Below are 14,009 nucleotides of genomic sequence, written 5' to 3'. Positions count from 1 at the left end.
TGTAACTGGTTACACAAATATATTGAATTATGTAATTTGTCAAAGAAATTGTTCAGATATGCTGGTCTAGCAAGATAACATTCCCGTCTGGGTCAGATATCATGGCACTTCCCGGTCCTGTGCCATTCTCATCAGTTTCGGAGAGTAATGAAATGCCATTGGCTTTCAAACTTTTTTGAATATCCCGAATATCATCGTAAGCCTCCATCGTTTGGGCATTTTCATCCCATCCAGGATTGAAGGTAAGAATATTGTTTTCGAACATTCCTTGGAAAAGCCCAATCAGGGCATTTTCATTTTTAAGTATGAGATAGTTTTGTTCCGCACTTCCAGCAAAAACTTTAAATCCCAACTTTTCATAAAAGTCCTTGGACGCACCAAGATCTTTAACAGCTAGACTTACGGAGAAGGCCCCTAATTTCATACTGAATGATTTTAAATGAAAAGAGCCACTGGAAAGTGGCTCTTGAATTTTCTATTGAATGATTCCCGTACAGGCCACTCGAGCTCCGGCAGCACCGCTGGGTTGTGATGTATAATCATCTATTCCTTGATGCACGATAACCGCCTTCCCCACAATGTTCTTGGTCTCGTCATCGCACCCTATACACCATTCGGAAGTTCCAAAATCCACAGAAGCATTGCCTTCAGCGTCAGCTACAAAGTTTCCAATATCGCCTTTATGGTAACCTCCATCAGCACCCCATTTAGCATGTGGCTGAAAGGTAGGGTTCCAGTGCCCTCCCGTCGATTTTCCATCGGCCGACGAGCAATCTGCCTTTTCATGAATATGGATGGCATGCTCGCCTTCGGTAAGCCCTGAAAGTTTAGCTTTCATAATCACAGTCCCGTTTTCCTCGGTAAAAGTGACCTCACCGCCCACATTGCTGTCGCTTTTGGCTTCCATGGAAAAAGAGATGGTCTTAACCTCTACAATTTCTTCTTTCACCTCCTCCACAACTTCATCCGTGGTTGTTTCCGCCTCTTTTTTAGCTTGTTTACAACTGAATGCCAATAAAACCAGTAGGCTCATGGCTGTGATTTGTATTTTTTTCATCGTAAGGATTTTTAGGTTTGGTCTAAGGTACCAATAATTTAATGTGAATTCAACCTAAAAAACTTCCAAAAGCGCTTTGTTATCTTTAACGCCTCTTTTTAGGTTTTCACAAAGTAGGAGAGATTTGTCAATTCGAGTTTGGGAATTCTTATAGCCAGATATCATATAAATGATACTTCTTTTTTTGCCATCGGTGAAGCTTTCAAAAATGGTTTCTGCATCCATGTCCGTAGAAAGTACCGCTTCCAGTTCTTCGGGCATCTCCACGCCATATTTGGAAGTGTCTTCAAAAAACTGCATTTGGAAAAAATCAGTTGGATAAACCCCCAAGTTTTTTTGATTGCCCCTGTTGAACATCACAAAACAAGCAGCTTGACGTTTCTAGAGGGCGGCGTAGTAGGTTACTTCCTTATTTTCAAAAAAAGCCTTTACCTTGACTCTTTTGTGGCCGGCCTCCAAAAAAGGAGTGACAATTTCCTTCGGAACCCTTACACTATGGGTGCCTTCCAGGCTTACCTCAAATACGGGACTTTCCATAAATTCCTGGGTTTAAGGGATAAATAGACAGTTAAACATAGGAGATGTCCTAGCTATAATTATTCCTAATATGAACCTTTAATGGAAGTAAAAATACTGATCTTTTAATTACAGCGTTATTTTGATAAAGCCTGATTGTTCCCTAAGGAGCTAAAAAAATTAATTTATGCTGGTTCAACAGCCGTCACATTATATTGATTTTCTAATGTATTGCAAAAAGAGAAAATCTTTCTGCAAGGGATACCACCGTTTAAAAAAACTGTGGTACGATGGGAAAATTGGTTATAACGAATATGTGCGCTCTTTGGGTAAAATCCGAAGGTCGGCCATAGAACTTGAGCTGGATTATTTTGACATCCTGTACATGCGCGGCTAAACCGCATTTACCCCACCAATGTACTGATGACCTGCGTTTCACTATGTAAGGTTTTGTGCACGGGACACTTGTCCGCAATTTGCATGATTCGCGCTTTTTGTTTCTCATCCAAATCTCCCGTGAGCCTGATTTCCCTATGAAAAGTATCTATTTTGGCACTATCCTGTTCGCAATTCTCACAGTCCTGTGCATGGGTTTTGCTATAAGAAGTGTGGACTTCCACATTATCAACGGGCCAGCCTTTTCTTTTGGAGTACATCTGAATGGTCATGACCGTACAGGCAGATAAACCAGCCGAAACCAATTCATAGGGCGAAGGTCCAAAATCGTTGCCCCCAAAACTTTCCGGTTCGTCTGCAACCATATAATGGTTGCCCAATTTCATTTGAGTGGTAAATCCATCTTCCGCATCCAAACTAGCCACCACTTGATGCTTGGTTTTCAATTTTGGTTCTTGGTTTTCCGTTGGACCCACATATCGCATCGCCCAACCAGCAATTACATTTCCGGCATAAATGGAATCCTCTTTTTTGGAGAGTAAGTGATCCGCCCCGTCCAAGGAAACAAAACTCTTTGGATGATGGGCAGCAATATAGATTTCTTCCGCGTTTTTGATTCCCACGGTATTGTCCTGCGGGGAATGCATGATTAAAAGTGGTTTACGAAGGGCTTTGGCGGTTTCAGGTAGGGATTTGGTTTCCAAATCGTCCAAAAATTGCTTTTTAATGGTAAAATCCCTTCCACTTAAATTGATTACCGCTTTTCCAGTAACCAGGATTTCATCCACCCCACTCCTCAGTAGGTGTTTTACGTGAACTGGATTGGATGGGGCACCAATAGTGGCAACCGCTTTGATGGATGGAATTTCCGATGCGGCAAAAATAGATGCAGCACCACCCAGAGAATGCCCAATGATAAGGGTAGGGGCTTCATAATTATCCCGCAAAAATTCAGCAGCAGCTACAAGATCACCTACATTACCTGAGAAGTTGGTATCGGCAAAATCCCCATCACTTTCCCCAAGTCCTGTGAAATCAAAACGCAAGACACCAAATCCGTGGGAGGTGAGTGCTTTTCCGATGTTTTTTACCGCCAACAAGTTTTTGTTACACGTAAAGCAATGCGCAAAAATGGCGTAACTATGGGGATGTTGGTCAGCGGGTAGCTCTAGTCGACCTACCAAAGTTTGACCATCTGAATTTTTAAAGGTGATTTTTTGAAGACCCATTTGTTCCTAATAAAAGTTAAACTTCTGGTTCAGAACAAATGGGCAATCAATAGGGATTAATTGGTGGCCCCTTTCTTCTTGAACACTCCCCTTAAGTCGGGATTATAAAAGATTCCTATCTGCACGCGATCAAAGACCGCATTGGCAAACTGATTTCGTAGGTAACCCACTTGAACACTGCTATTACTGGTCACATGAATTCCCAGAGCTCCATACAAACGGTTCTGTCCAAAAAGGTCATCCTGTAAATTGATGAACAGTTCATCATAGAAATTCAGGAAGAAGGTATCCGTCAGGGGCAAGGTCATTTGAATCCTGTACCGTCCCCGATGCTGGGTATCTGTCCTATTCCCAAAATCCAGGAATCGCTGCTCCAGACGATATCGGTGCTCAAATAGAAACTCCCAAACCTTGTTTTTCAAAATGAATTGTTGGAAAATACGATGTTCCTTGCTGTTGGTTTCGTTGGGAAACTCCTCAAAAGTGCCATCGGTGGTAATATAACCATAACCCATTGTGGCAATGGCGTTCTTATCTATGTGATAATTGAGTCCGGTTCTCAGTAGCATTTGGTTAAAGTTGGAGGCCGTTTCGTAGAACCTGAACTGAGCCTCCGTATGAATGCTGAACCGTTCCGCTATTTTGTTGGTTCCGAAATACATATACCAAGCACCCCATTCATCCTCGCCAGTTTGTTGGGCACTCAGTTGGGCTGTATACCCGATTGCCAATAAGCTAAATACTATTTTCTTGACCATATTACATTAATCTAGTTCAAAAATTTGAGTCTCCTTAAAAGGGGACAAATTTAAGGCTTCTATTGATTCTTGGTAGGGCTTCCAATCATTTGTGAAAAATGAATTGGTCTCATCCAAAGCATTCTTAAGTTCCTCCTGGGCAAACTGCACCAATTTCTTTTCGGTTTCGGTGATACCAGATTTTCTTGTATCCACATAAAAACTGGCTGTATTTAAGCGTTGCATAACAGTAATTTCTGGATTTCTGGTAATCCCTTGCCTTTTGTCCTCTTTACCTAAATAAATGGCCATCACGGAATCTATTTTTTTGACCATGTCCCCAGAAGCTTTGATCTGGTCCTTGTATTTTTCCTTATCCAGGTCCTTCATTTCTTTTTCGAACTTTTGGGCCAGATTTTTGTTCTGCACCAACTGCTTTACTGCATCGGCCGCCGTTTGGGTGTAGCCTTCCAATTTTTTGCCCATGTCATAAACTTCCTGGATTCCTGCTAGGGAAGTTTTGATTCGAGGATCTGTTTTGACGATAACACTAGTGGAATCCGCATGACCTCCATACTGGATTTTCACCTTGTAGGTACCGGGTTTAACAGAGATACCTCCGTTTTCCTTCTTGCTTTTGCTGATTTTCCTTGCAGGGGTATCTGGTCCTTTTTCATCCAATCCCCAATATACCCTGTGGAATCCGGCTTTTTTGGGTGTTTTGTGGGAGAGGGTCCGAATCAATCGGTCACCATCATAAATTTTGATAAAAATGGAATCCTTTTTTGGTTTTTCTTCTTTTTTGGTTTCACCTACCTTCGCCTCTTTATCCTCTTTTTTATCTGATTTGGACTCCTGTTTCTTTCCTTCTTTTAGATAGTAGGTCAACATGGCTCCTTGTTTTCTGTTTTCGCCATTATAGATGGCATCCCCGCCAAATCTGCTACCTGTCGCTTGTTGATAGGCCGCCAAATAAGCGTCAGGAGATTCAAATAGACTCACTTCCTTTTGAAGAATGGAAGGATTTTGGGCCAAGGCCCTTAATGGACGAATATCATCCAAGACCCAAGCTGCCCGTCCAAAAGTCCCAATGACCAAATCCTGCTCCCTGGGATGAATAACCAAATCTTTGGTAGATACCGTTGGGAATCCTGCTGTCCATTTTTGCCATTTCCTACCAGCATTAAAGGATATGTAAAGTCCGTCATCAGTGCCTAAAAAGAGTAGGTTGGGATTTTCCTTGTCCTCCACAATAGATAGCACATAACTCTCTACATCATTGCCGTCCGCGATTCGAGTCCAGGTTTTTCCATAATCTTTGGTACGATACGCATAAGGCGTATAATTGAACCTTCTGTAGTCATTGGCCACCAACAAAGCTTCGCCTCTATGGGTTTTCGACGCCTTAATCTGTGGAATCCAGCTGCCCGTGGGCAATCCTTTGATGTTTTGGGTTACCTCTGTCCAGCTTTCCCCTCCATTTTGGGTGATGTGCACGCGTCCGTCATCGGTACCCACCCAAAGCATGTTTTGCTCCACTGATGAAGGTTCTATAACGAGAATGGTACAATAATTTTCCGCCCCTGTAGCATCCATAGTCAAACCACCACTTTCACTTTGCTTTTGCTTTTCCTTGTCATTCGTGGTCAAGTCGGGCGATATGACTTCCCAGGTTAGTCCTTTGTTTATGGATTTATGGACAAACTGACTTCCAAAATAAACGGTGCTGTTGTCAAATGGGTCCTGCCCAATGCCTGCGTTCCAGTTGAACCGAAGTTTTGTGGTGGCATCAGGTGGGGTGGGGCGAACAATATAATTGTTTCCTGTTTTCCAATCGTATCGGGAAACAAACCCTTGCTGACTCATGGCATAACCAAATTGGTTGTCATCCAAATCGGGAACCACATCAAAACCATCCCCGAAAGCAATTTCTTGCCAATAGTCGTTTCGTATTCCTTGATGACGCCAAGCATAGGCAGGTCCTCTCCACGAACCATTGTCCTGCATGCCCCCATATACATTGTAGGGATACTCATTGTCCACACTGATGTGATAGAATTGGGCCAGGGGCAGATTTCCCACAAAGCGCCAAGTTTTGCCACCATCCTTGGTGATGTTCATACCCCCATCATTCCCATCAATCATGAATTGACCATTTTGGGGATGAATCCACCATGCATGGTGATCGGGATGCACCCCATTATCCACCTGATAGGCGGGCATCAGCTGCTTGAAATTTTTTCCACCATCTTCCGAAACGTTCACGTAGGTAAATATGGAATACACTCGATTTTCATTTTCTGGGTCTACATAGATTTCAGAATAGTAGAACGGACGATTGCCAATATCATTCTTGTCATTGACTTTCTTCCATTTGGCACCCCCGTCTTCGGACTTATAGAGTGCATTTTTCTTGGCTTCCACCAAGGCATATACCACATTGGGTTTATTTTGCGCAATGGCAATTCCAATTCTTCCCAATTCCCCTTTGGGCAGCCCATCTTCTTCCGTCACCTTTGTCCAATTCACACCACCATCGTGGGTTATATATAGACCACTTCCTTCTCCACCGGATTTGAAGAACCATGGATCGCGCTTGTGTTCCCATAGGGCAACAATTAGCTTGTTGGGATTGGAAGGGTCCATGACCATATCCGCTATCCCTGTTTTGTTGTTTGCAAATAGGATTTTACTCCAAGTTTCCCCCCCATCCGTGGTTTTAAAGACGCCTCGTTCCGGATGCTCGCCCCATGGAGATCCAATTGCGCCTACGTAAACTACATCTGGATTGGTAGGGTCTATAATGATTCTATGAATGTGTCTTGTTTTTTCCAATCCCATGGAAGTCCAGGTTTTACCGCCATCCAATGATTTGAAGATGCCGTAGCCTCCGTTAAGACTATTACGTGGATTTCCTTCCCCGGTTCCTGTCCAAATTACCGAAGGATTGGACTGTTGTATGGCCACAGCTCCAATAGAACCTGTAACCTCTTTTTCAAAAATGGGCTTCCACCTAATTCCTCCTGAAGTAGATTTCCAAAGTCCGCCAGAAGCGGTACCTACATACATGATATCAGGATTGGAGTGTACCACATCAATGGCGGTAACCCGACCACTCATCCCAGCTGGGCCAATGTTTCTGGGTTTCATGTCCTGTACCAAATCCATATCGAATTCTTGACCAAAAATCAAGGTGGACGCGAAAAGCGTCATCAGAAAAAGTAACTTTTTTATCATTTTAGGTAATTTGTCGTTTTTAGATTAATGATTAAGGAGAACTTTTAGTTTTTAGAGGCGTTCTCGGCAATTTTCTCAAGTTTAAGTGCAATCATTTCTTGGGATAGCCAATTGCCTTGACGAATAACTCCTGAGATATCTTTCAGGGCTGACAAGTTATCCATCGGATTGGATTCCAGAACAACGAGATCCGCGGCCAATCCTTCCTTAACTTCCCCAAATTCATGTTCCAGCCCAAAAAACTGAGCTGGGTTAATGGTTCCGGATTGAATGATTTCCAAAGGAGTCATCCCTGCTTTTACCATGCCCTCAATTTCGTGGTGGATGGAAAATCCTGGAACGTTGAACAATTGCGGGGCATCTGAACCCAATAAAATACCTTGACCGTTATCTTGTAACGCCTTTAGTAGCTGTCTTCGGATAGCAATAAAATCTTCCCATTGCTCCTCATCAAACCCGGAATCTGGCCCTGTCGAGTTCAATTTGATTCTTTTCCAGTTCTCCAAAGTGGAGGCAGGCATATATTTCATTTCCGGTTGTGCCAGAAGTGTTTCCGCAGAAATAGGGGCAAACCAGCGTTCAAACAGACTTTGGGTAGGCACAATCCAGACCTTATGTTCTTTGGAAAGTGTGACCAGTTCATCAATTAATGAAACATCTGCCAGCGGTGTAAAATTATATCCGAAGAATCCATTAGCTGATGGGTCAATAGCTTCCGAAGCGGGAACCAGTCCCTCCAAATAACCATCAATATGGTCGATGGAGGCAAAATTGCTTTCCAGGGCATGTCTGATGCCCACATCCACAGGAACATGGCCCGCAAAGGGAATACCCACATCATTGGCGGTTTTGACCAGCGCATCAAAAACGTTGCGTTGAATACCGGGATGGATTTTTAAAAAATCGTACCCATCTTTTTGATAGGCCGTTACTTTGGTAATAGCCTCTTCTTCCGAAGTAACCGAATTACCATTAAAGGAAGGGCTGGATGTAAAAATCCGAGGCCCCAGAATCTCTCCTTTTTTAACTTGTTCCCGCAATTCCAGATGACTTGATGCTCCCAGCATGCCACGTATCGTGGTGATACCATTGGATAAGTATAGGAACAGCGTTTCTTCCAATCGTTCTTGTGAAGTTGAAGGAGGGGGAATGTGCGCGTGCATTTCAGCAAGACCAGGAAGCACGAACTTTCCTGTTCCATCAATGTGCTTATTAAAATTTTCTGGTTGCTGTTCTTCTGATAGAATGTGTTTAATTATCCCAGAATCTATCACAATGTGTTGATGGGCCAATAGGGTTCCTTCGCGGACATCAATTACATTGACATCGCTAAGTAAAAGCTCGCCGGTAATTGCTTTTTCCTGGGCTTGATTGCATGCCGTTAGGGCAATCATGACCAAGAGTAGTGCTGTTTTCTTCATCGCAGTGTTGTTTAGGCCCCTAGAACGAGGCGGTTAGTTGTGTCCAATATGGCAGCCACAGCCAGGGCGTGTGAAGCTTTGGGCTTCTTCATGCCAAGGGAAAGCTGCATTGTATTTGTTGTTTTCCCACCAAAACTGGCTTCGGTTTTGCTCCGTATTTCCAATTTCATCCATGGTTTCGGTATCAAAGAGACGACCATTGACCATGGTGTATTTCACTGATTCCGTATTTCGGATGTCCTCTAAAGGATTTTTGTCCAAGACAATCAAATCCGCAAGTTTCCCCACTTTTAAGGAACCTATGTCGTTACCAGCGCCAATGTATTTGGCCCCATTGATGGTAGCTGCCTGTAGCGCTTGCATATGGGTCATTCCACCTTGGTGCAACAACCAAAGTTCCCAATGCGCACCAAGACCCTGCAATTGACCATGGGCTCCCAAGTTTACCTTAACACCTTCATTGGTTAGGGCCGTTGCCGTTTTGGAAACCAGTATGTGCCCATTTTCATATTCCTCATCCGGAATCATGGTTCGGTACCTGGATCGGGAATCCACCAAACCCCTTGGGGTGTATTTCAAGAGCTTTTCATTCTCCCATATCTTGTCTTTCTGATAGAAATAGTACTCTCCGTTCATCCCTCCGTAGTTGACCACAAGAGTCGGGGTATACCCTGAACCGCTTGTTTTCCAGAGTTCAACCACGTCTTTATAAACCGGGGCAACCGGAATATTGTGTTCTATTCCCGTATGGCCATCCATGATCATGGTCATGTTGTGGTAGAAAGTAGAACCACCTTCAGGGACCACATTGATGCCCAACTCTCGGGCAGCTTGCATCACTTGTTGGCGCTGGTCTCTTCGTGGTTGGTTGTAACTCTTCACAGATTTAGCACCAAAGGCCTTGGTTCTTCGGATTGACGAACGGGCATCGTCCAGATTGTTGATGACGGCCTTGAAATCGCCATCTGCACCATATAGGATGATACCCGTAGAATAGAGACGTGGCCCCACCATATCTCCATTTTTTATCAATTCAGACATAGCAAAAATAGATTCGGTGTTTGCTGAAGGGTCATGCGAAGTGGTTACTCCAAAGGCCAAATTAGCATACAATTGCCAATGCTTTTGTGTGGTTAATCCATATCGGAAACCCCCAATATGGGCATGGGCATCCACAATTCCAGGCATGATCGTCTTTCCAGTAGCATCAAATACCTTGGCATTTGCAGGCACATTAATTTCGTCTGACTTACCCAAATATTCAATTTTATTTTGGTTGACAACGATGGTGCCATTTTCAATGATTTCGTCCCCTTCCATGGTCAAGATTCGAGCATTGGTGAATGCGATTCTACCCGAAGGTTTATGGGTTTTGGATACCAAGCCAATTTTGATTCCGATGCTATCCATTTTAGCGGCCTTTTCAGGAGATCCGGGTAAGAAAGTATAACGGTCTTTAACATCGTTTGCGAAATACTCATCACCCAAAGTCCAAAAAATCTTCTTACTATCACTTGACCAATGCAGATTGATTCCTGCATCCTTAGATATTTGAGAAACAGGTACAGACTTGGAATTGTTGTCCAAATCAATTTCCTTTCCATTGAGCACCAAAGGAGCTATATAGGCTTTATGTAGGTTGGTGAAGGCAATCCATTTGTTGTCCGGACTGGGTACCAGACGGTTTGCGTATTTGGATTTGACATGTGTTTTCTTATCCTTACCATTAAGATTAACCGATTTAAGTTCCTTGGTCAGGCTTCCAAAAAACATTCCTCCAGTTTGGTAGAAAATACGTTTTCCATCTTTGCTGAAAGTTGGATATTCGCCCTCATTGATCACCCAATTTGGGTTGGAACCATCTGCCTTGATAGTATAAATTCCTGTTTTCTTGGCAAAACTTCGTCCTTGATCGTTGTTGCCAGGCTCTTTTCGGTATGTGACTTTGCTTCCATCCAAGCTAAACGAAGGGGTACGGTAAATGCCTTTTTCCGAGCTGAGCTTTATGGGCGTTCCTCCGGAGGTGGATATCTTATATATCGCCCCTAGATTTTCATCATTCCAAGTGACATAGGCCACGGTCTTCCCATCGGGTGAAAAGGTGGGTTCAAACTCAAAATCGGTTCCTTTGGTTAAGCGTCTCGGCTTTCCATTGGGCAGTTTCTTGGCCCATAGGTGCCCAAGGGCGTTAAAAACCAATGTTTTTTGGTCGGGGGAGGTTACCGCATGACGAATCACCTTGGCTGTGAACTGATCAGGAGCAACCGGTGAATCCACCCTAAGGGTTTCGGCAATCTTTATGTTGGCATCCACACTAAACGGGATGTTGACTACTTCTTGGGTCTGAATATTGATTTTATGGATTTTTCCCTTGTTCCAAAAAACCAGCTCTTGGTTATTGGGCATCCAGCTAAAGTTGGGGTATACCCCAAATATCGCCCAAGCTTCCTGCTGGTCCTTGTTCAGGGAATCCAAAATAGGCCATTCTTCACCAGTTTGAAGATCATGCAGATATAGTACCGTTTTTGTTCTAACTCTTTTTACAAAAGCCAGCAATTTTCCGTCTGGTGACACTTGTGGTCTGGCTGCCCCTCCAGGGCCTCCGGTCACCATAACGGTTTTTCCAGTTTCAAAATCATATCGCTTTATCACATAGATCTGTTTGTTGGGATCTTTGTTGTATTGAAAGAATCCTCCGGGATAAACATCTTCGCTGTAGTATAGGTATTTACCATCCGCAGAAACACAAGGTTCATTGACATCTTGCTGATCGTTTTTACGTTTAGTAAGTTGTAGCCCGGTTCCTCCCGTGATGTGATATTGCCAAATTTCACCCGCACCGAGGGAACGTTGTGAAGTAAAGTGCTTACGTGCCACCAGATAATGACCATTGGGCATCCAACAGGAATTATTCAGCAGCCTAAACTTCTCCTTGGTGACCTGCTTGGCATCTGAGCCATCGGCATTCATTACCCAAATATTGTCTCCGCCACCGGCATCACTCGTAAAGGAAATTCTGGAACCATCAGGACTGAATCTCGGCTGCACTTCAAAAGGGATACCACCTCGTAAAAGTTTAGCCTTCCCTCCAGAAATTGGCATAGAATAGATATCACCCAATAAATCAAAGACAATCTGGGAACCATCCGGGCTTACATCCAAATTCATCCAGGTACCTTGGTCCGTAGTAAATTGGTGATCTTGGAAATTAAAATCCCCTTTTGGAGTTGAGACATCCCATTTGGAGTCTTCTTTTTTATCTTTTTCTTGGGCAGCAAGCGTCACCGATGCAAGAAACATCAGGGCGAGGTAGAAGTATTTCATTATAGGTTCAATTAGTCAGCTAAAGATACCAAAAAGGGATAGGGCATTTCTTAAAAAGGTGTTAAGGGATTCTGGCGATTTTATTTTGTTTATTTTTAGCGAGCATGGATAAAAAAGCCCCTTGGTATTATCTTATTTTACTGATTCTGGCTGGAGAAGCGGTTTTTATCCTTCCCTTTGTGCTCCCTCGAATTTTTAGAAGTACCGTTTTAGATGTTTTTCAATTGGACAACACCCAATTAGGTCTATGCTTTTCAGTTTATGGGATTGTAGCCTTGATTTCTTACCTGTTTGGTGGTCCCTTGGCCGATAAATACCCACCTCGAAAATTAATTGCCATTGCTTTATGGATGACCGCCTTGGGAGGTCTTTTTTTTGTGACTTATCCCAGTTTTAAGCAACTGCAAGTCTTGTATGGTTATTGGGGTTTTACCACCATTTTTTTGTTTTGGGCACCCATGATCAAGGCAACCCGGGTGTGGGGTGGTGATACTTCACAAGGCAAGGCTTTTGGACTCCTGGACGGGGGCCGTGGACTTACGGGAGCTCTTTTTGGTTTGTTGGGTGTACTTATCTTCTCTTTTTTTCTAGGGGAAGAAGTGGATACCAGTTCACTTGGGGAGCGGAGAATGGCTTTTCAATACGTTGTGTATACCTCCTGTGTAATTATCGCTATTATAGGAGTCTTGGTTTGGGTTTTTATGAAATCTGGAATGGACGAGCGGGAAATATTGGTTGACCGTATCTCCAAAAAAGAAATTGGAGAGGTACTGCGAATTCCTTCGGTTTGGCTGCTGATGATTATTATTCTTTGTGCCTATGTGGGGTACAAGATTACGGATATTATATCGCAATATGCCAATGAGGTTATGTTGTATAACGAGGTGAAAGCAGCACAAACGGGGACGTTTTTCCAGTTTTTAAGACCCGCAACCGGAATTTTGGTGGGACTCTTGGTAGACCGTTTTCGAATTACATTGTGGTTGGTGTATAGTTTTGGAGCCTGTATTGTGGGGGGAATCCTGTTTGGTTCAGGAATTATTGGACCTTCAGCCACAGCCTTATTTTTTATGTCCGTAGTGATTGTGGCTGCAGGAATCTACGCGGCAAGGGCGCTCTATTTTGGTGTTATGCAGAAAGGCAAAATACCATTGATGTTGACAGGGACCGCAGTAGGACTCATTTCCTTGATAGGGTATACCCCCGATATCTTTGCTGGACCAGCTTATGGAATCTTACTTGATGCGCATAAAGGAGAAGAACTTGGGCATCAAAATGTATTCTGGATGCTTACTGGATTTTCCCTAATGGGCGGTGCAGCGGCTATTGTCTATCACAGACTGTATGGAAAAGAGGGCTAGGCTTTTTTATGTATACCTTAATGCTGTTCAAAGTTAAATGGGGATGGCAATCCCGATACCTGTTCTTAAGCCTGACCAACCTGTTTTAACTGCACTTCCACCATTATCTTCAATAAAAAAGTCCTTGTTGTCATTCAAGGTTAGTTTGTTTCCAAGGACGGCATCAAAACCTATTGAAGCTCTCAAACGGACTACGGAGATGGGATATTCATAGATTAGACCAACTCCAACCCCATAATCAATGGAATGTACACCTATTTCTTCCTCCGTGACCACACCCAAAGTTTCGTTATAGCTTTTAATATCCAAGGTTGAATAGGTGCCAAATCCTTTCAAACTTAAAGACAACGCGTTATTCCTATCGTTTCGTAACAGGCTTAAATGGTATATACCGCCGAGGGTATAGCCGTTTAATGGCTGGGTTAGACGAATCACTCCCGAAAAATCGGAGTACGAGATTTTGCCACCTGTACTATTGTAACTGGCAAAAATGGAAGTGTTTATAGCATTTATTTTATAACCCACGGTAAAGCCCACATGAGCTGGAAAATTGTCGTTCACCCTTAAATCAACCTGTGGAATGTCCTGAACGAATTCCTGCTGGAAACTCTGAAGATTCTTATGGGAAAAGGTATTGTAATTGATTTCGGCAAAAATACTTCCGCTTTGGGCTATAGCACTATGTGATAAAAGTAATAGAGCTAGAAATTTGAATATTGATTTCATGGCAA

General features: G+C 43.2%; 12 protein-coding genes. 2 read left to right on the top strand and 10 right to left on the bottom strand.

Going from position 1 to position 14,009, the window contains the following annotated elements; translation table 11 throughout:
• Positions 1-52: 52 nt before the first annotated feature.
• From FGG15_RS05330 to FGG15_RS20060, 4 genes are all read right to left on the bottom strand, one after another.
• Positions 53-424: a VOC family protein gene (locus FGG15_RS05330; protein WP_138833956.1), complete on the bottom strand. Its 372-nt coding sequence runs from the start codon at positions 422-424 to the stop codon at positions 53-55.
• A gap of 51 nt (positions 425-475) precedes the next feature.
• Positions 476-1,057: a superoxide dismutase family protein gene (locus FGG15_RS05325; RefSeq protein WP_138833954.1), complete on the bottom strand. Its 582-nt coding sequence runs from the start codon at positions 1,055-1,057 to the stop codon at positions 476-478.
• Between the two features lie 54 nt (positions 1,058-1,111).
• Entirely contained in the window at positions 1,112-1,357 is a 246-nt protein-coding gene (locus FGG15_RS05320) for a YdeI/OmpD-associated family protein (RefSeq protein ID WP_161991923.1), read from the bottom strand.
• Between the two features lie 81 nt (positions 1,358-1,438).
• A complete protein-coding gene (locus FGG15_RS20060; protein ID WP_161991922.1) occupies positions 1,439-1,594 on the bottom strand; it encodes a hypothetical protein in 156 nt (51 codons plus the stop codon).
• Positions 1,595-1,760: 166 nt separating this feature from the next.
• Between FGG15_RS20060 and FGG15_RS05315 the strand changes: the two genes are divergently transcribed.
• Positions 1,761-1,970 carry a hypothetical protein gene (locus FGG15_RS05315; RefSeq protein ID WP_138833950.1) on the top strand — a complete coding sequence of 70 codons (210 nt, stop codon included), beginning with the start codon at positions 1,761-1,763 and terminating at the stop codon, positions 1,968-1,970.
• A 7-nt stretch (positions 1,971-1,977) separates the two neighbouring features.
• On the opposite strand, the gene FGG15_RS05310 is transcribed toward FGG15_RS05315, so the two are convergent.
• Genes FGG15_RS05310 through FGG15_RS05290 form a run of 5 tightly spaced genes read right to left on the bottom strand, consistent with a single transcriptional unit; the run spans position 1,978 to position 11,917 of the window.
• The gene (locus FGG15_RS05310) at positions 1,978-3,198 is read right to left on the bottom strand and encodes a bifunctional alpha/beta hydrolase/OsmC family protein (RefSeq protein ID WP_138833948.1); all 1,221 of its coding nucleotides are present in this window, start codon (positions 3,196-3,198) and stop codon (positions 1,978-1,980) included.
• A gap of 56 nt (positions 3,199-3,254) precedes the next feature.
• Positions 3,255-3,956: a DUF2490 domain-containing protein gene (locus tag FGG15_RS05305; RefSeq protein ID WP_138833946.1), complete on the bottom strand. Its 702-nt coding sequence runs from the start codon at positions 3,954-3,956 to the stop codon at positions 3,255-3,257.
• A gap of 6 nt (positions 3,957-3,962) precedes the next feature.
• Positions 3,963-7,169 carry a WD40/YVTN/BNR-like repeat-containing protein gene (locus FGG15_RS05300; RefSeq protein WP_237561788.1) on the bottom strand — a complete coding sequence of 1,069 codons (3,207 nt, stop codon included), beginning with the start codon at positions 7,167-7,169 and terminating at the stop codon, positions 3,963-3,965.
• A 47-nt stretch (positions 7,170-7,216) separates the two neighbouring features.
• Positions 7,217-8,593, bottom strand: a complete 1,377-nt coding sequence (locus tag FGG15_RS05295) for an amidohydrolase family protein (RefSeq protein WP_138833944.1) — start codon at positions 8,591-8,593, stop codon at positions 7,217-7,219.
• A 33-nt stretch (positions 8,594-8,626) separates the two neighbouring features.
• Complete coding sequence (locus FGG15_RS05290; protein WP_138833942.1) at positions 8,627-11,917, bottom strand: amidohydrolase family protein; 3,291 nt, start codon at positions 11,915-11,917, stop codon at positions 8,627-8,629.
• A 77-nt stretch (positions 11,918-11,994) separates the two neighbouring features.
• Here FGG15_RS05290 and FGG15_RS05285 point away from each other — a divergent pair, with 77 nt between their 5' ends.
• Positions 11,995-13,278, top strand: coding sequence for an MFS transporter (locus FGG15_RS05285; RefSeq protein WP_262710825.1), 1,284 nt, complete (start codon positions 11,995-11,997; stop codon positions 13,276-13,278).
• A gap of 33 nt (positions 13,279-13,311) precedes the next feature.
• On the opposite strand, the gene FGG15_RS05280 is transcribed toward FGG15_RS05285, so the two are convergent.
• Positions 13,312-14,004 (bottom strand): hypothetical protein, encoded by a 693-nt coding sequence (locus tag FGG15_RS05280; protein ID WP_138833939.1) that lies wholly within the window; start codon positions 14,002-14,004, stop codon positions 13,312-13,314.
• Positions 14,005-14,009: the final 5 nt, after the last annotated feature.

It is taken from the genome of Flagellimonas algicola, assembly GCF_005937185.1.
GTDB classification, from domain to species: Bacteria; Bacteroidota; Bacteroidia; order Flavobacteriales; family Flavobacteriaceae; genus Flagellimonas; species Flagellimonas algicola.
The sequence above is the reverse complement of the archived record's forward strand: the minus strand, read 5'-3'. Positions and strand labels throughout refer to the sequence as shown.

Coding starts and splice junctions, on each gene's coding strand:
- FGG15_RS05290 (WP_138833942.1), bottom strand. CDS start 11,917: ATGAAATACTTCTACCTCGCCCTGATGTTTCTTGCATCGGTGACGCTT.
- FGG15_RS05280 (WP_138833939.1), bottom strand. CDS start 14,004: ATGAAATCAATATTCAAATTTCTAGCTCTATTACTTTTATCACATAGT.
- FGG15_RS20060 (WP_161991922.1), bottom strand. CDS start 1,594: ATGGAAAGTCCCGTATTTGAGGTAAGCCTGGAAGGCACCCATAGTGTA.
- FGG15_RS05325 (WP_138833954.1), bottom strand. CDS start 1,057: ATGAAAAAAATACAAATCACAGCCATGAGCCTACTGGTTTTATTGGCA.
- FGG15_RS05315 (WP_138833950.1), top strand. CDS start 1,761: ATGCTGGTTCAACAGCCGTCACATTATATTGATTTTCTAATGTATTGC.
- FGG15_RS05305 (WP_138833946.1), bottom strand. CDS start 3,956: ATGGTCAAGAAAATAGTATTTAGCTTATTGGCAATCGGGTATACAGCC.
- FGG15_RS05310 (WP_138833948.1), bottom strand. CDS start 3,198: ATGGGTCTTCAAAAAATCACCTTTAAAAATTCAGATGGTCAAACTTTG.
- FGG15_RS05320 (WP_161991923.1), bottom strand. CDS start 1,357: ATGCAGTTTTTTGAAGACACTTCCAAATATGGCGTGGAGATGCCCGAA.
- FGG15_RS05295 (WP_138833944.1), bottom strand. CDS start 8,593: ATGAAGAAAACAGCACTACTCTTGGTCATGATTGCCCTAACGGCATGC.
- FGG15_RS05330 (WP_138833956.1), bottom strand. CDS start 424: ATGAAATTAGGGGCCTTCTCCGTAAGTCTAGCTGTTAAAGATCTTGGT.